Source organism: Klebsiella sp. KE9456, from assembly GCF_043832615.1.
GTDB lineage: Bacteria > Pseudomonadota > Gammaproteobacteria > Enterobacterales > Enterobacteriaceae > Klebsiella > Klebsiella indica.
Genome location: NZ_JBDYQK010000006.1, coordinates 86,712 through 107,883, shown reverse-complemented (window position 1 = coordinate 107,883; position 21,172 = coordinate 86,712). Strand labels below are relative to the sequence as shown.

16 protein-coding genes are annotated in these 21,172 nt (G+C 54.0%); 5 read left to right on the top strand and 11 right to left on the bottom strand.

The window, feature by feature from the left end:
- The first annotated feature begins 82 nt into the window (after positions 1 to 82).
- The 4 genes from pncB to ABK821_RS07965 all read left to right on the top strand — a co-directional run bounded on the left by pncB (position 83) and on the right by ABK821_RS07965 (position 6,141).
- Positions 83 to 1,285 carry a nicotinate phosphoribosyltransferase gene (gene pncB / locus ABK821_RS07980; protein WP_343178261.1) on the top strand — a complete coding sequence of 401 codons (1,203 nt, stop codon included), beginning with the start codon at positions 83 to 85 and terminating at the stop codon, positions 1,283 to 1,285.
- Positions 1,286 to 1,687: 402 nt separating this feature from the next.
- On the top strand, positions 1,688 to 3,088 hold the full coding sequence (gene asnS, locus ABK821_RS07975; RefSeq protein ID WP_138360487.1) for an asparagine--tRNA ligase: 1,401 nt from the start codon (positions 1,688 to 1,690) through the stop codon (positions 3,086 to 3,088).
- 589 nt (positions 3,089 to 3,677) lie between these two features.
- A complete protein-coding gene (locus tag ABK821_RS07970) occupies positions 3,678 to 4,763 on the top strand; it encodes a porin (protein ID WP_138360486.1) in 1,086 nt (361 codons plus the stop codon).
- A 187-nt stretch (positions 4,764 to 4,950) separates the two neighbouring features.
- On the top strand, positions 4,951 to 6,141 hold the full coding sequence (locus ABK821_RS07965; RefSeq protein WP_138360485.1) for an amino acid aminotransferase: 1,191 nt from the start codon (positions 4,951 to 4,953) through the stop codon (positions 6,139 to 6,141).
- A gap of 71 nt (positions 6,142 to 6,212) precedes the next feature.
- Here ABK821_RS07965 and ABK821_RS07960 read toward each other — a convergent pair whose 3' ends face one another.
- The 7 genes from ABK821_RS07960 to cmoM all read right to left on the bottom strand — a co-directional run bounded on the left by ABK821_RS07960 (position 6,213) and on the right by cmoM (position 17,033).
- Positions 6,213 to 6,860, bottom strand: coding sequence for an MBL fold metallo-hydrolase (locus tag ABK821_RS07960; protein WP_138360484.1), 648 nt, complete (start codon positions 6,858 to 6,860; stop codon positions 6,213 to 6,215).
- A 13-nt stretch (positions 6,861 to 6,873) separates the two neighbouring features.
- The gene (locus ABK821_RS07955) at positions 6,874 to 7,425 is read right to left on the bottom strand and encodes a YcbK family protein (RefSeq protein ID WP_138360483.1); all 552 of its coding nucleotides are present in this window, start codon (positions 7,423 to 7,425) and stop codon (positions 6,874 to 6,876) included.
- A 394-nt stretch (positions 7,426 to 7,819) separates the two neighbouring features.
- On the bottom strand, positions 7,820 to 9,610 hold the full coding sequence (gene ldtD, locus ABK821_RS07950) for a L,D-transpeptidase (protein WP_138360482.1): 1,791 nt from the start codon (positions 9,608 to 9,610) through the stop codon (positions 7,820 to 7,822).
- Positions 9,611 to 9,794: 184 nt separating this feature from the next.
- A complete protein-coding gene (gene mukB, locus ABK821_RS07945) occupies positions 9,795 to 14,243 on the bottom strand; it encodes a chromosome partition protein MukB (protein ID WP_308564321.1) in 4,449 nt (1,482 codons plus the stop codon).
- Positions 14,243 to 14,947, bottom strand: a complete 705-nt coding sequence (gene mukE / locus ABK821_RS07940) for a chromosome partition protein MukE (protein ID WP_138360480.1) — start codon at positions 14,945 to 14,947, stop codon at positions 14,243 to 14,245. The genes mukB and mukE overlap by 1 nt, the downstream gene beginning before the upstream one ends.
- The gene (gene mukF, locus ABK821_RS07935) at positions 14,928 to 16,250 is read right to left on the bottom strand and encodes a chromosome partition protein MukF (RefSeq protein WP_138360479.1); all 1,323 of its coding nucleotides are present in this window, start codon (positions 16,248 to 16,250) and stop codon (positions 14,928 to 14,930) included. Before mukF ends, mukE begins: the two co-directional genes overlap by 20 nt.
- A gap of 3 nt (positions 16,251 to 16,253) precedes the next feature.
- Positions 16,254 to 17,033: a tRNA uridine 5-oxyacetic acid(34) methyltransferase CmoM gene (gene cmoM, locus ABK821_RS07930; protein WP_138360478.1), complete on the bottom strand. Its 780-nt coding sequence runs from the start codon at positions 17,031 to 17,033 to the stop codon at positions 16,254 to 16,256.
- 121 nt (positions 17,034 to 17,154) lie between these two features.
- Between cmoM and elyC the strand changes: the two genes are divergently transcribed.
- Positions 17,155 to 17,934: an envelope biogenesis factor ElyC gene (gene elyC / locus ABK821_RS07925; RefSeq protein ID WP_138360477.1), complete on the top strand. Its 780-nt coding sequence runs from the start codon at positions 17,155 to 17,157 to the stop codon at positions 17,932 to 17,934.
- On the opposite strand, the gene ABK821_RS07920 is transcribed toward elyC, so the two are convergent.
- The 4 genes from ABK821_RS07920 to ABK821_RS07905 form a co-directional block, all read right to left on the bottom strand.
- On the bottom strand, positions 17,911 to 18,804 hold the full coding sequence (locus ABK821_RS07920) for a YcbJ family phosphotransferase (protein ID WP_138360476.1): 894 nt from the start codon (positions 18,802 to 18,804) through the stop codon (positions 17,911 to 17,913). The two genes, elyC and ABK821_RS07920, sit on opposite strands and share 24 nt — an antisense overlap.
- A 140-nt stretch (positions 18,805 to 18,944) precedes the next feature.
- On the bottom strand, positions 18,945 to 19,691 hold the full coding sequence (gene kdsB / locus ABK821_RS07915; protein WP_138360475.1) for a 3-deoxy-manno-octulosonate cytidylyltransferase: 747 nt from the start codon (positions 19,689 to 19,691) through the stop codon (positions 18,945 to 18,947).
- Positions 19,688 to 19,870: a protein YcaR gene (gene ycaR / locus ABK821_RS07910; RefSeq protein WP_138360474.1), complete on the bottom strand. Its 183-nt coding sequence runs from the start codon at positions 19,868 to 19,870 to the stop codon at positions 19,688 to 19,690. The genes kdsB and ycaR overlap by 4 nt, the downstream gene beginning before the upstream one ends.
- Before the next feature lie 52 nt (positions 19,871 to 19,922).
- Positions 19,923 to 21,152: a winged helix-turn-helix domain-containing protein gene (locus tag ABK821_RS07905; RefSeq protein ID WP_343178260.1), complete on the bottom strand. Its 1,230-nt coding sequence runs from the start codon at positions 21,150 to 21,152 to the stop codon at positions 19,923 to 19,925.
- Positions 21,153 to 21,172: the final 20 nt, after the last annotated feature.

Genomic DNA, 21,172 nt, shown 5'->3' with positions numbered 1-21,172 from the left:
GTAATACAGGTATACTCCGCCTCCTTTTTTACCGCTTTGGTTTTGATGGAAACGCTCCAGTGAGAGGATGCTACTGCGCACCATGACCCAATTCACTTCTCCTGTATTGCACTCGCTGCTTGATACGGATGCCTACAAGCTGCATATGCAACAGGCTGTCTTCCACCGCTACCATAATGTACAGGTTGCGGCGGAGTTCCGTTGCCGTGGGGATGATTTACTCGGCATCTATGCCGATGCGATTCGCAACCAGGTTGAGACGATGCACGACCTGAAGCTACAGGACGATGAATATCACTGGCTATCGTGCCTGCCCTTCTTTTCGCGTGACTATCTCGACTGGCTGCGCGACTTCCGCTACAACCCGCGCCAGGTATCCGTCAGTAATGACAACGGCATGCTTAACATTCGCCTTTCCGGCCCCTGGCGCGAAGTCATCATGTGGGAAGTCCCGCTGCTGGCCATGATTAGCGAGCTGGTGCATCACTATCGTTCGCCAGAAATCCGCGTTGATCTAGCGCTGGAGACCCTTGAGCATAAGCTGGCCGATTTCAACCGTCTTACGGCTGATATAAATATGTCTCGCTTCCGTTTGATGGATTTCGGCACCCGTCGCCGCTTCTCGCGTGACGTGCAGCAGACCATTGTAAAACGCCTCCAGCAGGAGCCGTGGTTCACCGGCACCAGCAACTACGACCTTGCGCGTCGCCTGAATCTGACGCCAATGGGAACCCAGGCGCACGAATGGTTCCAGGCGCATCAGCAGATCAGTCCGAGCCTGGCAGGCAGTCAGCGCGCGGCTCTCGCCGCCTGGCTGGAAGAGTATCCTGATCAGTTAGGCATCGCGCTGACCGACTGCATTACAATGGATGCCTTCCTGCGTGATTTTGGCCCGGAATTTGCCACCCGTTATCAGGGGCTGCGCCACGATTCCGGCGACCCGGTGGAATGGGGCGAGAAGGCTATCGCCCACTACAAAAAACTGGGTATCGACCCGTTAAGCAAGGTTCTGGTGTTTTCCGATAATCTCGATCTGACGAAGGCGGTCGATCTGTATCGCCACTTTTCTTCGCGGGTGAATCTGAGCTTCGGTATCGGGACCCGTTTAACCTGCGATATCCCGCAGGTTAAGCCGCTCAATATCGTCATCAAGCTGGTGGAGTGCAATGGAAAACCTGTGGCGAAGCTGTCTGACAGTCCGGGGAAAACCATCTGCCACGATAAAGCGTTCGTTCGCGCCCTGCGAAAAGCCTTTGATCTGCCGCCAGTAAAAAAAGCCAGCTAGGGCAGCGTCAGGAAAGAGATGACGGTGATGATTAAGCCTCTGTCCCAACAGCCGTAGCTGGCATCGCCAGTTTGTGCACCGCCTGTGCGCGGAAAGCAAAGCGGACACGCAGTACGTAAGGATTATGTGCTTCAGGCCACATGGAAGTGCGTTCAACACGCAACGCGTTTTTTCGGGTAGAGTCCAGGGCAAAATGGCTCGTGAAACCATTCTAATGGGACAGGCCCGACATCGCTTTCTTCGATACCCTCAGGGGAAAACGGGCACTCTCGCCACTTTTATTGCTGAAACACCCCTCTTCATACGAATTCTGCTTGTCTGATGGAAGATGGCAGGTAACATAGATATCCCCCGCTAAAAGGGGTTACAGATTTTTCTATTGGACTAAAAAGAGAGACTATTATGAGCGTTGTGCCTGTAGCCGACGTACTCCAGGGCCGCGTTGCCGTTGACAGCGAAGTCACCGTGCGCGGATGGGTGCGTACCCGCCGAGATTCTAAAGCTGGCTTTTCATTCCTCGCCGTCTATGACGGTTCCTGCTTTGATCCTGTACAGGCCGTTATTAGTAATTCTCTTCCCAATTACAAAGAAGAAGTACTGCGCCTGACCACCGGTTGCTCGGTGATTGTGACGGGTAAAGTGGTGGCATCTCAGGGTCAGGGCCAGCGCTTTGAAATTCAGGCCAGCCATGTTGACGTCGCTGGCTGGGTGGAAGACCCGGATACCTATCCGATGGCGGCGAAACGCCACAGCATTGAGTACCTGCGTGAGGTCGCCCACCTGCGCCCGCGCACCAACCTGATTGGCGCAGTGGCGCGCGTTCGCCATACGCTGGCGCAGGCGCTGCATCGTTTCTTTGATGAGCAAGGTTTTTTCTGGGTCTCCACCCCGTTGATTACGGCCTCCGACACCGAAGGCGCAGGGGAAATGTTCCGCGTTTCGACGCTGGATCTGGAAAACCTGCCGCGCAATGACCAGGGCAAAGTCGATTTCGATAAAGATTTCTTTGGTAAAGAGTCATTCCTCACCGTTTCAGGCCAGTTAAACGGCGAAACCTACGCCTGTGCGCTGTCGAAAATCTACACTTTCGGCCCGACTTTCCGTGCCGAAAACTCCAATACCAGCCGCCATCTTGCAGAATTCTGGATGCTGGAGCCGGAAGTGGCCTTCGCCGATCTGGAAGACAACGCCCGCCTGGCGGAAGCGATGCTGAAGTATGTCTTTAAGGCGGTACTGGAAGAGCGTGCGGATGACATGCAGTTCTTTGCCGAGCGTGTCGATAAAGACGCTATCGACCGTCTGCAGCGTTTCGTTTCCGCTGATTTCGCGCAGGTGGATTACACTGATGCGGTTAGTATTCTGGAGAACTGCGGTAAGCCGTTTGAAAACCCGGTGTACTGGGGCGTCGATCTCTCTTCTGAGCATGAACGTTATCTTGCGGAAGAACATTTTAAAGCGCCGGTAGTGGTGAAAAACTACCCTAAAGAGATTAAGGCGTTCTATATGCGCCTTAATGAAGACGGCAAAACCGTCGCCGCAATGGACGTGCTGGCGCCGGGTATTGGCGAAATCATCGGCGGCTCCCAGCGCGAAGAGCGTCTGGATGTACTGGATGCCCGTATGGCGGAAATGGGGCTGAATAAAGAAGACTACTGGTGGTACCGCGACCTGCGCCGCTACGGCACCGTACCGCACGCAGGATTCGGCCTCGGCTTCGAGCGTTTGATCGCTTATGTAACCGGCGTGCAAAACGTACGTGATGTGATTCCATTCCCGCGAACCCCACGTAACGCGACATTCTGATCCTTTTCCCGCAATAAGCACCAGGCCAGCGTGAGCTGGCCTTTTTTATGTCAATTCTCGTTAACAATTCTCAAGAATTCTAAACATCAACTATCAGGATTAACATTAATGTTACGCACTATTTCGTTCCTGACCGAAGATAAAAACCGCACTTTATGCTCATTAATTAGCAAACTCACTGAATAACTTGTTCATTTATTAACCACTCAGCGCACGCATTGCTAAAACAGACATTGAATAAAAAAAGAGCAAAATATTGACGCAAAATGCGCAAATGCTCTTTTAGGCAAATTAATCATAATTAATTCATATAGATATATAAAGCGCAGTAATTTTCACTTCAAACAGGAACGGAAAGTTGATTGAGTTCACAAAGTTCCCTAAAATACACATTTAGTTACATGATATTTCCTCTTGTTACTTATTTTAGACATTGGTAGCATTTTCAGGGTAGCGAAACGTTGTTCTGGATGGAAAGATGCCTCCAGACACCAAACTATCATCAATAGTTCTGTAAATTTTTATTGACAGAATTTATTGGCGGCAGTGGCAAGTGTTGATAAAAAAATATAAATGAGGGTAATAAATAATGATGAAGCGCAAAATTCTGGCAGCGGTAATCCCTGCCTTGTTGGTTGCCGGTGCAGCTAACGCTGCAGAAATCTATAACAAAAACGGTAACAAACTGGACTTTTACGGAAAAATGGTTGGCGAGCACGTTTGGACTACCAACGGCGACACCAGCAGCGAAGACACCACCTACGCACGTATCGGTCTGAAAGGCGAAACCCAGATCAACGATCAGTTGGTCGGTTACGGTCAGTGGGAATACAACATGGATGCGTCCAACGTTGAAGGTTCTCAGACCACCAAAACTCGTCTGGCTTTCGCAGGCTTAAAAGCGGGTGAATACGGTTCATTCGACTACGGCCGTAACTATGGCGCGATCTACGATGTTGAATCCGCAACCGATATGCTGGTTGAATGGGGTGGCGATGGCTGGAACTACACCGACAACTTCATGACTGGCCGTACCAACGGCGTGGCAACCTACCGTAACTCTGATTTCTTCGGTCTGGTTGATGGTCTGAGCTTCGCCCTGCAGTATCAGGGGAAAAATGATGCCAGCACTCGTGATGTACAGAAACAGAACGGCGACGGCTTCAGCACCGCGGCAACCTACGCATTCGAAAACGGCGTTGCGCTGTCCGCTGGCTATGCAAACTCCAATCGTAGCGGCGATCAGAAAGCTGACGGCCAGGGTAAAAAAGCGGAAGCATGGGCAACCTCTGCTAAATATGACGCCAACAACCTGTACGCTGCGGTCATGTACTCCCAGACTTACAACATGACGCCGGAAAACCAGGACACCTACTTCGCGAACAAAACCCAGAACGTAGAAGCTGTAGTTCAGTATCAGTTCGACTTCGGTCTGCGTCCGTCCATCGGTTACGTACAGACTAAAGGTAAAGACCTGCGCTCTCGCACTGGTTTCTCCGGCGGCGATGCTGACCTGGTTAAATACATCGAAGTGGGTAGCTGGTACTACTTCAACAAGAACATGAACGTCTATGCAGCGTACAAATTTAACCTGCTGGACGACAACGATTACACCCGTGCTGCCGGCGTTGCAACCGACGACCAGGCTGCTGTGGGTATCGTTTACCAGTTCTAATCTGCAGTACACCCCTTCGTGATATGCCTAAAAAGCAGGACTTCGGTCCTGCTTTTCTGCATTCCTGAGATAAAAATCGTAACTTTCGAAAACCTTCTCGCTTTTTGTCGCAAACGGTTGGCAATTTGTAGTTCTCCCGTTACCCTGATAGCGGATTTCCCTTCAGTTATCACAATGGAACCTCGTCATGTTTGAGAACATTACTGCCGCCCCTGCTGACCCTATTCTGGGCCTGGCCGATCTATTTCGTGCCGATGACCGCCCGGCAAAAATTAACCTTGGAATTGGTGTTTATAAAGATGAAACAGGTAAGACACCGATCCTGACATGCGTGAAAAAAGCAGAACAATATCTGCTGGAAAATGAAACTACCAAAAATTATTTGGGTATTGATGGTATTCCTGAATTTGGTCGCTGCACGCAGGAACTGCTGTTTGGCAAAGGAAGCGCGATTATTAATGATAAACGCGCTCGTACTGCCCAAACTCCGGGCGGTACCGGTGGTTTGCGCGTTGCGGCAGACTTCCTGGCGAAAAAAACCGACGCCAAACGCATTTGGGTCAGTAACCCGAGCTGGCCGAACCATAAAAGCGTGTTCGAATCAGCTGGGCTGGAAGTTCGCGAATACAGCTACTACGATGCAACCCACCATCAACTCGACTTCGACGGGCTGCTGGCGAGCCTGAATGAAGCGCAGGCGGGCGATGTCGTTCTGTTCCACGGCTGCTGCCATAACCCAACCGGTATCGATCCGACGCTGGAACAGTGGCAGCAGTTGGCTCAGCTTTCCGCCGGGAAAGGCTGGCTACCGCTGTTCGACTTTGCCTATCAGGGATTTGCCCGCGGTCTGGAAGAAGATGCTGAAGGTCTGCGTGCGTTCGCGGCACTGCATAAAGAACTGCTGGTCGCCAGCTCCTATTCGAAAAACTTCGGCCTGTACAACGAGCGCGTCGGCGCCTGTACGTTAGTGGCTGGCGATCAGCAAACCGTTGACCGCGCCTTCAGCCAGATGAAGTCCGTGATCCGCGCTAACTATTCTAACCCACCGGCCCACGGCGCATCGGTGGTGGCGACGGTTCTCAGCAATGATGCACTACGCGCGATCTGGGAGCAGGAACTGACCGATATGCGCCAGCGTATTCAACGCATGCGTCTGCTGTTCGTTAATACTCTGCAGGAAAAAGGCGCCAGCCGTGATTTCTCTTTCATCTCACAGCAAAACGGAATGTTCTCGTTCAGCGGTCTGAGCAAAGAGCAGGTACTGCGTCTGCGTGAAGAGTTCGCGGTTTATGCCGTCGCGTCCGGACGAATTAATGTCGCCGGTATGACCCCAGACAACATGGCTCCGCTGTGCGAAGCAATTGTCGCGGTGCTGTAACCCTCCTGTAGCGGGAAAAAACAAAGGGCCGCATCTGCGGCCCTTTGGCATTCTGTGGCCCATATCAATTATTACCAGACCGGCATTTCATCCTGCAGGAAAGGGTTGTGCAGACGCTCATAACCGAGAGTTGACTCGGGGCCATGACCGGGGATAAACGACACATCATCGCCCAGCGGCAATAATTTACGCTTTATAGCCTCTATCAGTTGGCCATGATTGCCGCGCGGGAAGTCGCTGCGCCCTACTCCGCCTTTAAAAATCACATCGCCAGAAATCAGCAGACGGGAAGTCTCATCAAAGAAGACGACATGTCCAGGCGTATGGCCGGGACAGTGCAGCACCTGTAGAGACACATTGCCCACGCTAACCACATCGCCTTCATTCAGCCAGCGATCCGGCTGCAACGGTGGACAATCTTCCAGACCAAACATCCGGCTTTGCGCGGGCAATCCTTCCAGCCAGAACTCATCTTCTTTTTCCGGACCGATAATCGGCACAGCATAGTGTTGCGCCAGCTCAGCCGCAGCGCCAACATGATCAAGATGACCGTGCGTAAGCAGGATCTGCGTCAGGCAAACGCCCGCTGCGGTAACCGCTTGTTTGATCCGTTCAGCGTCACCACCGGGATCGACCAGCGCCGCCAGCCGGGTTTGTTCACACCAGATTAAGGAACAATTCTGCGCGAACGCGGTAACCGGAATAATACGATAGTTCATGATGCTCCTTTCGTTACCAGTGCCGTACTGGACCGGTATCAATATGCACAAAGTTGCTACGTGGATAGTATCCTACACCACCAGCGCGCATAGATAACGCCGCTTTGCGAACATTGCTTAACGAAATACCTTCAATATGGAAATCCATGGCCTGGCCCTTAGTGTGGTAGCTATGTTTTGCCACACCGCGACTCCGTGCGCGAAGCTCATTATTGGTATCAACAGAACGATAACCAGAAATAAGCTGGACAGGTTTATTGGTGCCAAGTAATCCCTGCAAGCGATAGAGCTGATCGAACAAACCAGGATCGATAGATTTAATCTTATTCGCGCGATAATCGCGGAAAAAGTGGTTAAGTCTTGCTAATTCATCCTGAATATAGCCTCTGCCATCGAAAAACTCTGCCTTGAGTGATTCACCAGTATGCAGGTTATTCAGCGTCAAAATACGCGGTCGGGAGGTCGAGAGGGTGGCAAATGCCGGCGCAGGCAGAATGGCAGCAGCACCGAGGGCAGCACCACCTAACGCCAGCAGTTTGCGGCGATTAGCGTCAAATTTGTCCATGATAATCAGGTCTACAGGTAAATGAATCGTAATATATTTTTCCGCTAACTCCCCCGTTAGCCGCAGGCAGACAATGGTTCCGTTGGTGGCTAATAAATCTCAACCACAGAACATGTTCTGCATACCGCCGCAGCAGTTTGCGGAATGATATATATAGCCGTCATAGATCACGTTGCTGATACGTTAACTACACGCATTCACCCGAATATCTTACCGGAACACCTGCAACGCGAATTATTTTGGCTATATATGCACTTCTGGCGCACGAAAAGCACCTTACCGGGCATTATTGCCAACGTCAAGGCAGCCTCTCCCCAGTAAACACGGGCCTTACAGACAATAAGGCCCGTTTTCACACAGGAATAAGACAACCGAATTCGTTGAACTACTTCATTTATCTGATTAATTGTTCGGCTTTTGCCAGGATTTGTGCGCTGGATCGCGCGGTGAGATCGTAATTGTAAATATCTGTTCGATATTGTGTACGCCCGTCCGCGCCGACAAATGCGGTCAAATAATAGAGATTAACCGGAATGTTCTGACGAATATTAACGTAGCGCGTATTCCCCTGTTTGAGCGCATCTGAAATTCGTGCATCGTTCCAGCCCGCATCCTGCAAAAGCATATTCGCCAGCTCTGAGGCTTTATTTACACGCACACATCCTGAGCTTAACGCCCGTACATCTTTCTGGAACAGGTTATGGTTCGGCGTATCATGTAGATAAATCGCGTCCGAACTTGGCATATTGAATTTATATCGCCCCAGAGAGTTGTGCGCGCCAGGCGCCTGCTGGAAGCGGAACGGCAAATTCGACGCCGTTATCGTCTCCCAGTCAACCTGCCAGGGGTCGATCGCCTCTTTACTATTCCAGCCACGCAACACCGTATAACCGTGCTGTTCAAGATAGCCAGGGTTATTGCGTACCTTTGGCAGGATATCTTTGCGCGCCAGCGTTGGAGGTACATTCCACGGTGGGTTAACCACCACATTATTCAGCGCACTACTCATCATCGGCGTTTTGCGATCCGGACGGCCAACAATAACCCGCGATGCCAGCACCTGACTGCCATTCTGGTAATAAACCAGCGAGAAAGCAGGAATGTTCACCATAATGACGGTTGAAAGATTACCCGGCAGCAGGCGCAAACGCTGAATGTTCAGCGCCAGCACCCCGGCGCGCTGCGCGGGCGAAACGTTAAGCCAGTCGCGAGTAGACTGGCCAATCACGCCATCGACACCCAATCCCTGCCACGCCTGAAAACGCTTAACGCCTGCAACTAACTGACGATCGTACACGCCACGATCGTTATTCTGCCTCTTTTTCCCGGCAGATGAACTGACCGCCTCGCCGGGCAAAACAATTTTGGCGGCATCATCCAGCATACCGGTGCGCTGTAAAATTTCACGCAGCGCACCGACATCATTGCTCCATTCACCGGGACGTAACGCTCTCTTGCTGATCAGCTGCGGCCATGGGCGGGAATCAGCAACCAGCGCCAGTAGCGCCTGGTGCATAGCGGCGTATTGCGGATGCTGCGGCGCCAGACCGGCAATAAACTGCGGCAACGAACCGTTATCCAGCGCCAGTTGCCACTGGTTAATGACCGACAGCGGCGGCGTCGACATCACGTAGGGTTTTGTACCATACAGCCAACGGTTGCCCTGAGTTGGAATGCCGCTAATAAAATACAGATAGCCCATCATGGCGTCTGATAGCACAATATCACGCGCCATGCCGTTCACCGAAGGATCGGTCAATAACTCGACCCAGGTGGTAAACTGCGGCTGAAATCCGGCGATAGCGACTTCAGCCAGCTGCTGTTGAAACGCCTGTACCGCCTCACGATTATCCCACATCGGCTTCATGCCTCTCGCTGCATACAGCGAGACCAGCGGATTGATAAATACGGGTTGATACCCGGATGGCAGCAGCACCTGAATCTCGGCGCGGCTTTTTGCCGCCGCATCAGCAGGAAGCGTCTGCTCGCCAGCCATCTTCTCGACCGCCGCCGACTGACTGGCGCTCTGACTCAGCGCGGACGATATCTCGCCAATCGCCGCGGAGCTATCTGCTGGTACAACTTCAGGCTCTTCGGCCTGGACCTTAAACAGTGGAGCAAATGCAAAAACCAGGCTCAGGCTGAGCACTGATAATTGACGACCATACCGTTTCTTTAGCAACATCCCTTGCCCCCTGTTAACACATTGCTGCCCACAAAAATGGAGCTTAAATTCAGTATATGAAGATGAAAACGCGTTTGCCTTCCCAAATGTAAAGAAGTTAAAAGATTATACAATCCTAAAATCGCGTTACCGCTAACAAAAAGGGCGACATCGCGCCGCCCTTGTGTCTGGTCATTGAATAACCTTATGAAGCGTTTGCCGTTCCCGGCAGCGTTTCGGGCAGCTGTGGTGCAAAGCCGCGCAGCCCCACCACATGCACATGCTCGTGATTATTCACCACCTTACGCACCAGTTTATAGGTGGTGCCTTTTTCCGGGCTGATGTTTTCCGGCGCCGCGATAATTAACTGCATCTCCAGACGATCGCACAACTCAAACAGCGTGGCGATAGAGCGGGCATCCAGACGCGCCGCCTCATCAAGAAACAGCAGACGGCAAGGAGAGATATCCTTACCGCGCAGGCGCAGGGATTCATCTTCCCAGCTCTGCACCACCATCACCAGAATCGACATCCCGGTACCGATAGCCTCGCCGGTAGAAAGCGCTCCGGATTCCGCGCGCAGCCAGCCGTCTGAGCCACGGTTAACTTCCACTTCCATTTCCAGATAGTTGCGGTAATCCAGCAGCTCTTCGCCAATGGTTTGCGGCGTACGCTGCCCCATATCAATCTGCGGATTCAGGCGCTGATAAAGTTTCGCCAGCGCTTCCGAGAAGGTCAGACGGTTGCTGTTGAACAGATCCTGATGCTGTTCATGTTGTTCTGACAGCACGTCCAGCAGCATCGCGTGAGTTTCCCGCACGTTGACGTTCAGACGCACGCTGTTGACCTGACCGAAGGAAACGCTCTGTAGCCCCTGGTTGAGCATACGAATACGGTTCTGCTCGCGCTGGATGGTCTTACGAATGATGTTGGCCACGCTACGGGAGCTGATGGCCAGCTTCTGCTCGCGGTTGGTCAGCTCTTCCGTCAGGCGGCTGAGTTCGATCTCCATCTGCTCAATCGCTTCCACCGGATCGTCGGTACGGATGATATCCTGACGAATACGTTCGCGCAGATGCTGATAAACAGCGACAAAGAACTGAATTTTGCGTTCCGGGCGCTTCGGATCTTCAGAAATACGCAGCACATCGCGCAAATGTTCGTTATCGGCCACCGCCAGACGCAGCGCGCCGAGCGCCTTATCCGACATTGAACGCAGTTCATCAGCGGAGAGGTAAGCCAGCTCGCGACGGTGCAGACGACGCTCCACACCGTTGTCTTTCACCAGCCGCATCACCGCGCACCAGCCCGCTTTGGCGCTAACCACCTGTTCGCGCATCTCACAATAATCGCGATCCAGCTTACGCAGCTTGCGGGTCAGGTTGTCCATTTCCGCTTCGCAGAAGGTTAGCGCTTTTTCTAACTGATTACGCCGCGCACGGTTGTTGCTGAGCTGCGCGTGGAGCTCATCGCGGCGCAGACGGGCGCGCTCTTCGGCACCGGCGTCAGCGCGTACGCCGATATCCTGAAGCTCCTTATGCAGATCATTGAGCAGTTCTTTTTTGGTGTCATACGAGCTTTTCAGCGACGCCAGCACCTGATTGTACTGGTTGAGCTGCGTAGCGTGAGTACGCAGCGCTTCACGGGCGCGGGCGCGTTCCGCTTCCGCCTGCTCCAGACGCTGGCGCAGTTTCTCGTTGAGATCGCTATTACCGCTTAGCATCTCTGCAGAGTCAGAATAGCTAAAATGAGCCCGGCGCTGCACCACTTCACTCAGCGCAAACGCCTGTTGGCGCGCATCGCGCTGGGTCTGCTGCGAATACGCATAATCTTCTTTCAGTTGTTCAAACTGTTCCGGATCGCTCTGGAGAACAGAAACCATCGGCTCCAGCTTCGCCAGTTGATTGCCATGCTGCTGCACGAAACGCGCGGCTTCCTGCGCTTCATCAAGGCGCGCCTGAATTTCATCAACGCGATCGGCCAGCGAGTCATCAGCCAGCAGATTCAGACGCGGCAGCAGGCGGTTCAAAGCGGAAACGCCCTCTTTTGCCTGCTCGTACTGCACGCGGTTCTGCTGATTATCGCTCTCGTGCGCGCTCAGCGCCCGCTCCAGCTCGCCGCGACGGGTATTGAGTTTGCGAATTTCTTCTTCCGGGTCGTCCTCAAAGGCTACCGCCAGATGATTGCCGATAAAACGGCTGAAAGCCTGATGCAGGCGCTGCGTTTTTTGCACATCAAACGACAGCGTCGCAAAACGCTCAGAGAGGCTTTCGCGCTCGGCGTGCAGCATTTCAACGCGGCTTTCGCGAGCGGCGCGGCCAAACAGCGGCAGCGTCGGAAAACGTGAATAGCGCCACTGACGATCGGCAATTTTAACGACAACCGCTTTTTCCAGCTCATCGACACTGAATACGCTGTCATCAAATGACTGCGGATCCCCTTCGATCAAATAGAGATCTTCAGGACAATCTTCCAGCCCTTCCAGTTGTTCAGCGATGAGTGACAGATCCGGCACGACTATCGCGTGGCGCGACGGGCCATATAACGCGGAGAAGTACGGAGCATCATCGAGGCTAACGTCGTCATAGATTTCTGACAGCAGCACGCCGCCGAAACGTTCCGCAAGGGCATTCAGACGCGGATCTTCCGAACCGCCCGGCTGGCTGAGGCGCTCAATTTCTTCATCGATAGCACGCTTGCGGGCGCCCACGTCGTCACGCTCGACGATGGCCTCCCGTTCGCGCTCCAGCAGTTGCTGAAGATATTCGGTGACGTCCTGGCTTGATTCAAACTGCTCGCCGCTCTGCTCGCACAGCTGATTGAGGCTGTTCTGCGCCGCCAGCCAAATGGGCGCGCGACGCATCAGGGTTTGCGTGCGCGATTGCAGTTGTTCCAGTTCCTGACGCAGGGCCATCCGCCGTTCGCTGGCGGTGGAAACGCTGTCGGAGAGCGAGGCTATACGGGCTTCCAGCTCCTGGTGCAGGGCTTCCAGTTCGTCAATATCGTAGCGTTTGCCCTGGCGCTTACAAAACTCATTCAGCTGGCGCTCGGCATCCTGCTGTTCACGCAGGCGCTGTTCCAGTTCCGTCAGACGGCTGCGCAGCCCGGAAGCTTGTTCTGCCTGATGCCGTTGATTGACGCCCTCGCGCAGCAGTTCGCGCGCCACGTCCCAGGCTTCATTACGCGCCAACGGACCGTTGATCTCCGCCACCAGTTGGTACGCCTGTTCAAACTGACTGTGCGCGGTCTGCGCCACGCTTATTTTCTGTTCCAGCGACAGCATTTTCTCCGTCGCTTCCTGCTCTTTCGCCTGGAAGGTTTCCAGCCACTGGTCGGCGCTCTCCGGAGTTAAATCCGGCAGGTGACACAGGGCTTTTGCCCGTTCCAGCGCCTGTAGCGCCTGATTGTACTGAATCGCACGGGTCTGCTGCACATCCAGCGCCTGCTGATAGTCGGCAAGCTGGTTTTTCAGCTCATCCACTTCCAGCTCGGCGGCCTCGGCGCGGGCTTCGTTCTCTTCCTGACGATCCGCCGCTTCGGCAACGACTTCATTTTGCTCTTCGAGACGAATTTGCAGTTCGTCAAGATCCGCCTCATAGCGCTCGATTTTTTCCTGCTGACGCAGCGCGGTCTGCACCAGGTTCAGATGGTCACTGGCCGCCTGATAATCGGCTTCCAGATCGCCTTCCGCACCGTTATGCTCCTGTAACTCGCGCGCCATATCAACGTGCTTGTACTGTTCAGCGGCAAGCTGTGACCGGGAGGTAAACAGCTCGCGACGATATTCCAGCGCTTTGTCGAGATGAATGCGTCGCTCATTGGCGTGACGCATATAATCAGCCGCGACATAGTTGGTGGCTTCGCTGATCAGATGTTTGAACAGATCGCGGTCAGACTGCGTGACGCGGATGGCTTCCAGCGTCATGCGGTTTTCACGCAGCGCCGCTTCCATATCCTGGAACGCTTTGCGCACGCCGCTGTTTTCCGGCAGCAGGTAGTCGCGCAACGAGCGGGTAATGGTGCTCGAAATCCCGCCGTACAGAGAAGCTTCAATCAGGCGATAGTATTTGCTACGGTCCGAGGCTGAGCGCAGACGGCGGGCCACCACGCCAAGATCGAACATCAGCGAGTGATACTCGGTAATGGAGTTAAACTGTTTGAACTGCACCCCTTCCATCGCTTCGAGCTTCTCTTTCAGCTCGTTGAGCGTCACCACCCGCGCCTGACGTTCGTTAAGGGTTTCGGTCAGCAACTGAGTTGGCTGAATGGCGGTGGGCAGACCCTGAATAGCAAAAGGCTTGATATCGACCTTGCGATCGCGACCGGCGACCTGCTGCAGACGCACCCCAACCACCACGCGCTGGTGGCGAGAATTAATAACGTCCAGCACCGAATAACAGACCCCGGCACGCAGCTTACCGTGCAGGCCTTTATCGCGCGAACCGCTGGTCGCACCGGCTTCCGTGGTATTGCGGAAGTGCAGCAGCGTCAGATCCGGGATCAGCGCGGTGACGAAAGCCGCCATCGTGGTGGATTTACCGGCACCGTTACCGCCGGAAAGCGTGGTCACTAATTCATCAAGATCAAAGGTACGGGCAAAAAAACCGTTCCAGTTAACCAGCGTCAGCGAGCGAAATTTTCCGCGTTCAATCATTACTCTTCCTCCCCGCTATCCGGCTGATTCTCTTCATTCTCGTCATTGAGCTGCAGGCGATTTTCCAGCGCCATGGCTTCACCATCGCGGATCATCCGCAGCTGCGCTTCGCGCGGATCGTCGCCGACGCGAACGTCAGCGCCGAAGCGGAAGACCGATTCAGTTATGCGGAATTTGCTGCTGTCGTGGCCCATAAACCACACCATGCCGAGACGACGTAAGCGATTGAGCGAGGCGCGCATCTTCTCCTGTAGCTTCTGCCGATCGAGATCGGAACCGGTGGAGCGGTTGTTAACCAGCTTCAGCAATTTGGCTTCATCCGCCAGGGTCAGCAGCTCGTCGTAAAGCTCCTGCTGAGTGAAGATACCTTCGTTAGCCAGACGCTCCGGGCTGAGGTAGAGGTAGCAAAGAATTTTGCCGACCATCATATCCAGCTCTGAAAGCACTGAGCGTGGGATCAGCGTGGTCGAACGCGGGCGCAGATAGAAAAAGCCCTCCGGCGCGCGAATCAGCTCAACGTTGTAGCGAGCATAAAACTCTTCCAGGTAATCCTGAAAATCCATTAAAAATGCGTGATTATCCAGCTCGTCAAGGCCGATATGACGGCCCGAGCGCAGGGCGCTATCCAGCGCCGGAAATAACGGATTAGCCAACGCTTGCGCCAGTTTAACCGGCATCACTTGTTCAATATTTGTCGATGACATGCGCCTGTACCTTGGCTCCGTAATCATTAATCGGCTGCCATTTTGCCGGCAGTCCGGTGAAATCTGCTTGCGCTACGCCCAGACGTACCGCCTGGTCGACAACAATTCGCGCAACATCAAAGTGGCGCGCACGCGGATACTGCGCCAGATATTCGCGAACCACCAGGCCGAGATCCAGCGGCACTCCTTTCTCTTTGTAAACCGCCAGTTGCCCTTCAATAAGCGCCGCAAGCTGTTCGCGAATTTCGTTAAACTCTTCGTACTCCAGATCCGCAGGAAGTTCCCCGGTCACCTCTTCATCGTGCAGCGCCATCTCTTCATCGCGCATATCAAGCAGACGATCGGCATTGGCATGGATTAGCGCCCATGGCGCGTCAAAGTAGGTTTGCACCGACTGACGCAGGCGCTGGGCGAAGACGCGATTTTTATCCATATCAATGGCGGTACGGATAAATTTATGCACATGGCGATCGTAGCCGATCCACAGGTCAATCGCCTGCTGGCCCCAGCTAACGATACGGTCCAGCTTACTTTGCAGATCGAACACCAGACGATCGATAAAATTCAGATCGTCACGCGCCATGGTTGAGTCCTGAATGCGCAGCAGGTTCGCCTGTAATTTATCGCCCGCGGCATCCAGCGTATCCTGCAGTTCACGCAGGGTACCAGACGTTTCAGACAACAGCAGCTCACAGCTGGAAATCGCCGCCCGCCAGTCTTTGTTCAACAACTGGGCAATATCATCTTTCACCAGTTGCTGCTGCTCATCCATGATCCGTTGAGTCAGGTCGATACTGTCAAAGATTTCCGCCACCGAGTATTTCAGCGGAGCGAAAACGTTGCGATGCCAGTGGAATTCATCGCCGCCCTCTTCCGCCGAGTCGGCGGCGCGTTTAAGCTCACCGGCAACGATTGATAGCTGCATCGACAGGCGCAGCGTGGAGAATTCGCGCTGGCGAATATAGTAATCGGTGATCCCGATCCCTAACGGCGTCAGGCGATAAATGGCATTCCCTTCGGTGATTTCGCTGGTAAAGCGGTTCAGCAGACGCTGGCGCACCATATCGTTAATCGCATTATTGGCGCGCTGGCTGATGGTTTCGCTGGTCTGCTCAAACGCATCACTGACGTGGCGGAACGCATCCACCAGTTCTCCCTCGGTCATTTCCCCTTCCATCCGCTCACCGTTCAGGGTGGCAATTGCCAGCAGGAAAGAGAGTCTGTCGACCGGCAGCGCAATAGAAAAATCATTTTTCCTGGCCCAGGCAACCAGTTCGGGGACTGTCTGGGAAAATTCACTCATAGTTTATCCTTGCATCTGCGGCTTAAGCGCGGTGACATGAATATAGCGGCCTAAGCTAACATACGGCTCCTGACGACAGTAGCGCGTTTCCAGCTCCAGTAGCGCCGCATACTTGTCGTGCTGTTGGTGTTTTTCACGCAGATAATCATGAAACACCCGCACGCCGGTCTTACCGGTAATATGCCAGCCAATCTCCTCCAGCCAGCGGTAGACCTGCTGCGGATCGCGCGGATAGTCCGGCGACAGCGTGCGTTTTTTCTTTTTCGGCATGCCAATTTGCACATAGTCGAAATTTCCGGCCACCATATTGTGCATCAACAGGCCATTAGCATTGTAGAACATTAGCGACAACGCGCCGCCTGGGCGGAGTCGCGACCACAGCGCACGCAACACCGCCTGCGGCTCAGCCACCCACTCAAGTACCGCATGAAACAGTATCAGATCGACCGGATTTTCCAAATGCCGCGCAATATCCTGAGCCGCGCATTGTACAAAATGCATGTTAGCGATCACACCTTTATCAGCGGCCGCCTGCCGGGCGCGAGTGACCATTTCACCAGAGAGATCGCATAACGTGACATGATGGCCCATTTCCGCCACTTTGATCGCCGTCTGCCCCTGGCCGCCGCCCGCATCAAGAATCTGCAAAGGCCCCGGCCCCATCTGATTCAGCAATGGTTGCAAATCCTGCCAGAGGATTGCCTGCCGCAGCTGGCCTTTGGTGGTGCCGTATATATTGCGCGAAAATTTTTCAGCAATATCATCGAAATTACGATCCTGCACAGGTGACTCCGCAAGCCAACACAAAGTCGCTATTTTGTCATACCCACGCGGAGAATGAAGCGATCTGTTGTAAGATCGGGGCATATCTTTGGTTATATGGTTAAAAAAGGAACCATCTGGCATGCTTTTTACGCTGAAAAAGGTTTTAGGCGGTATGATGCTGCCGCTTCCCTTGCTGCTGCTGCTCATCGCATTCGGCATCGCGCTCCTGTGGTTTAGTCGTTTCCAGCGCACCGGCAAGCTCTGCGTCAGCCTCGGCTGGCTATTGTTGCTGCTGCTGAGCCTGCAACCGGTCGCCGACAGTTTGTTAAAACCAATCGAAGATAAATACCCGACCTGGCGCGGAACCGAGCGCGTGCAGTACGTCGTGGTGCTCGGCGGCGGCTACACCTGGAATCCAGACTGGGCCCCCAGTTCAAATCTTATCAACAACAGTCTGGCGCGACTGACGGAAGGGATCCGTCTGTGGTACGAGAATCCGGGTGCGAAACTCATTTTTACCGGTGCAGCAGCAAAAACGAACCCGGTCAGCACCGCTGAAGCCGGGGCCAGAGTGGCGGAGAGTCTGGGAATACCGCGCAGCGAAATCATCACGCTGGATAAACCCAAAGATACCGAAGAGGAAGCCGCGGCGGTAAAAGCGGCGATAGGCAGCGCACCTTTTCTGCTGGTAACCTCCGCCTCGCACCTGCCGCGTGCAATGATTTTCTTTCATCACGTCGGGCTGAATCCTTTACCCGCCCCTGCCAACCAACTGGCGATTACGTCTCCGCTTAACCCATGGGAGCGGGCGATCCCTTCGCCCGTTTGGCTGATGCATAGCGATCGGGTGGGATATGAAACGTTAGGGCGCATCTGGCAATGGTTAAAAGGCGCATCAGGCGAGCCAGGGCAAAATTGATTTTGCCGCCAGATCAAACCGGGTGCGGTCAAAGCGCCCGGTATTCACCAGATTTTCCACTTCATCCCACAACAGATACAGCCAGCGCCGCCAGAGAAACGCTTCCGCCACCGGCGCCCGACGCAGGTAGTGCCACAGCAGTTGTTCCTCCTGGCCACTATCGGCCAGACGGAATAGTTCATATTCCCGCGGCGCCCAAAGCATCATGCCCGGCCCAACCATCGCCAGCAGTTGATCGCTGCGCGGATCTTTCAGCATACTGCGCAACGTGAAGCTGCCGTGCACCAGCACACAGTTATCATTGAACTCTTTAAACAGCTGCGGCAGGCATTCACGAGTACGGAACAGTATACGTTTATCCTGCATTGTCAGGCCGGTATCCTGGTACAGGTTCAGCGTGCTCCAGAGCATCTCTACCCGCTGGCGATACCAGTGCGGCCAGAGATTTTCCTGAGTGCTGTCAACCCTTCCTACGCAGCCGCCGCTATCCTGTCGATGCCATGCCAACAGCGCCTCCACAATCTGTTCCTGCAGTTGTTCCCAGCGTTCTGGTGTGCGGGCAGGCGCTTCAACTGAAACGCCGCGTAGTCGTTCAATCAGCAAAACATCAGGCCCCGGATGCTCTTCGTGCGTCATCACTCCATAGACCACCGGCATACGTACGGTCCCACTGCGCGCAAGGGTCGATATTTTCCATGCCAGCTGACGGGCGACGCCAGGCGTCGTAAAACTCTTCGCCAATAACGGCAGAGGATTTCCCTGAGCATCATACAGCGACCATAGCGCCGTGGAGTTTTTCTCGCTAATGCACTCCACGCGACTTAATTTTTCCCCCAACAGGTGGCTCAATTCGGTACGCAGTTGTTCCATTCTTGATTGCCCCTATGAAAACTATCGGCTTCATAATGAGCGCCGACCGCAAGGTTGTCATCGGGTAAGATCAAAATTGCAACGGAAATAGGGAAAATTGGGCTGAGTGATATCCCCTCCTGATAGAGGGGAGAATAGAATTAACGCAGCTCTGCGCGTACGCGCTGCAGATCTTCCGGCGTATCGACACCGGTGCCGGGAACGACTTCCGCCACCGCGACATGGATTTTTTCGCCGTACCACAGTACGCGCAGTTGCTCCAGCATTTCAATCTGTTCTAGCGGGCTCGGTGCCCAACTGACATAACGGCGGATAAAACCGGCGCGATAGCCGTAGATACCGATATGCCGCAACAGCGAATCCCCGATGGTTGCGCGGGACCCGGCAAAACGATCGCGATCCCAGGGAATCGTCGCGCGGGAGAAATAGAGCGCGTAACCCGCGGCATCCATCACCACCTTTACCGCATTCGGATTAAATGCTTCTTCAGCATCGTGAATTGGCACCGCTAACGTCGCCATACCGCTGTCGCTGTTCGCCAGATTGTCTGCAACCTGACGCACTATCGCTGGCGGGATCATGGGCTCATCGCCCTGAATATTTACGATAATGGTATCGTCGCTAAAGGCGAATTTCTCAACAACCTCAGCAAGGCGTTCAGTACCGGAATGATGATCTTCACGCGTCATACAGACTTCACCACCGGCTGCTTTAACCGCGCGGGCCACATCCTGGTGATCGGTCGCCACAATGATACGCTCAGCGCCAGATTCACGCGCCCGCTCCAGGACATGGACAATCATCGGTTTGCCGTTAATATCCTGCAGCGGTTTGCCAGGCAGACGGGTAGAAGCAAAACGCGCCGGAATGATAACCACAAAACTCATGACTGGCTCTCTTCTGCAGCAAGCGAACGGGCTTCGGTTTCCAGCAACACGGGAATGCCGTCGCGCAGCGGGAAGGCCAGATTATCCAGTTTGCAGATCAGCTCTTGCTTATCCTGGCTGTAATACAGCTTACCGTTACAAACCGGACAGGCGATAATTTCAAGTAAACGATGATCCATGATTCCTCCAGATGGACCGAATAGATTCCGCAGCAGCATATCACAGCCTGGCTCAGGCGGCGTCAATTTCCCACCCCTGTCGTAGCCCGGTAAAGAGATCCGCCGGTCGCTGTCTGCAGACCACCTGTGTCATGTCCTGCCAGCGGGCAAAATCATCAATCGCCCGCTTTAGCCCCCTCTCCAGCCCCGACGTGACCTTCACGCCATTCTCCAGCCACAAAGCGATAATCTCCAGCACACCCGTTTTGCGATGCACTTTGCTATCCATCTTACCCACCAGTTTTCCCTGGTGCAGCAACGGTAAAACAAAATAGCCATACTGACGCTTTGACGCCGGCGTGTAGCACTCCAGGCGATAGTTAAAATTGAACAGCTGTTCTGCCCGTTTACGATCCCATACCACCGGATCGAACGGCGACAGCACGGCGCTATGAGTGGCTGTTAGCCTGCCGCCTGCCGCTGACTCCAGCTGTGACAGCACATCGCGATGAAGCCACATTTCACCCAACGCTTCCACATCCACCGGCACCACCAATCCCTCTTCCCGCCAGCTCGCCAGTTGCGTCATTAGGGAAGGCTGGCGCAAACGATAATAATCCGCCAGCCATTGCGGACGAAAAATCCCCAGACTACGGGCGCTGTTGCGCAGCATTATCGCTTCAGCCTGCGTCTGCGAAAGTCCGTCCCGTTTATCATCCCAGTGGGGCATTACCCGCTGCGTTAAATCGTAAACCCGTTGAAAATTGCGACGTTCGATAACCATCACTTTACCGGCGGTAAACAAGCCTTCAAGATGGCGTTTGTGCGGTTTCCACGCCCACCACCCGCTGGCGCCTTTACGCGGGTGCCCGAAATCTGCCGAGCGGACCGGGCCATTTTCAGCAATATGGTTCAGGAGTTCCTGAATACCTGCAGCATGCTCGATCATCCACTCTTTGGGATACTTCCATCCCATGTTATCCGGCATCAGCATCCGGTGGCGAACAAGGGAAAAGTCGCTTCGCGGTAAAAAGCAGGCTTCATGGGCCCAGTATTCCATTAACTCACCTGCGCGTAATGACTCATCCAGCCAGACTTGCGGGTAATGACCCAGACGGCTAAAAAGTACAAGGTATGGACTACGGGCGACAACGTTGATGGTATCGATTTGCAGCAAAGACATTTGCTGAATAATCCGCAGAATATCTTCGGGCCGCGCACGGCGACGGGGCTTTTTCAGTAGCCCCTGAGCGGCAAGGTGGAGATGGCGGGCTTCTTGTAGCGAGAGGGACAATACCGACATGCAGGTTCTCCGTTAAGGGG

What these genes read in the sequence shown, in the direction of transcription:
- pncB (WP_343178261.1), top strand. Translation starts at nt 83, where the DNA reads ATGACCCAATTCACTTCTCCTGTATTGCACTCGCTGCTTGATACGGAT.
- asnS (WP_138360487.1), top strand. Translation starts at nt 1,688, where the DNA reads ATGAGCGTTGTGCCTGTAGCCGACGTACTCCAGGGCCGCGTTGCCGTT.
- ABK821_RS07970 (WP_138360486.1), top strand. Translation starts at nt 3,678, where the DNA reads ATGATGAAGCGCAAAATTCTGGCAGCGGTAATCCCTGCCTTGTTGGTT.
- ABK821_RS07965 (WP_138360485.1), top strand. Translation starts at nt 4,951, where the DNA reads ATGTTTGAGAACATTACTGCCGCCCCTGCTGACCCTATTCTGGGCCTG.
- ABK821_RS07960 (WP_138360484.1), bottom strand. Translation starts at nt 6,860, where the DNA reads ATGAACTATCGTATTATTCCGGTTACCGCGTTCGCGCAGAATTGTTCC.
- ABK821_RS07955 (WP_138360483.1), bottom strand. Translation starts at nt 7,425, where the DNA reads ATGGACAAATTTGACGCTAATCGCCGCAAACTGCTGGCGTTAGGTGGT.
- ldtD (WP_138360482.1), bottom strand. Translation starts at nt 9,610, where the DNA reads ATGTTGCTAAAGAAACGGTATGGTCGTCAATTATCAGTGCTCAGCCTG.
- mukB (WP_308564321.1), bottom strand. Translation starts at nt 14,243, where the DNA reads ATGATTGAACGCGGAAAATTTCGCTCGCTGACGCTGGTTAACTGGAAC.
- mukE (WP_138360480.1), bottom strand. Translation starts at nt 14,947, where the DNA reads ATGTCATCGACAAATATTGAACAAGTGATGCCGGTTAAACTGGCGCAA.
- mukF (WP_138360479.1), bottom strand. Translation starts at nt 16,250, where the DNA reads ATGAGTGAATTTTCCCAGACAGTCCCCGAACTGGTTGCCTGGGCCAGG.
- elyC (WP_138360477.1), top strand. Translation starts at nt 17,155, where the DNA reads ATGCTTTTTACGCTGAAAAAGGTTTTAGGCGGTATGATGCTGCCGCTT.
- ABK821_RS07920 (WP_138360476.1), bottom strand. Translation starts at nt 18,804, where the DNA reads ATGGAACAACTGCGTACCGAATTGAGCCACCTGTTGGGGGAAAAATTA.
- kdsB (WP_138360475.1), bottom strand. Translation starts at nt 19,691, where the DNA reads ATGAGTTTTGTGGTTATCATTCCGGCGCGTTTTGCTTCTACCCGTCTG.
- ycaR (WP_138360474.1), bottom strand. Translation starts at nt 19,870, where the DNA reads ATGGATCATCGTTTACTTGAAATTATCGCCTGTCCGGTTTGTAACGGT.
- ABK821_RS07905 (WP_343178260.1), bottom strand. Translation starts at nt 21,152, where the DNA reads ATGTCGGTATTGTCCCTCTCGCTACAAGAAGCCCGCCATCTCCACCTT.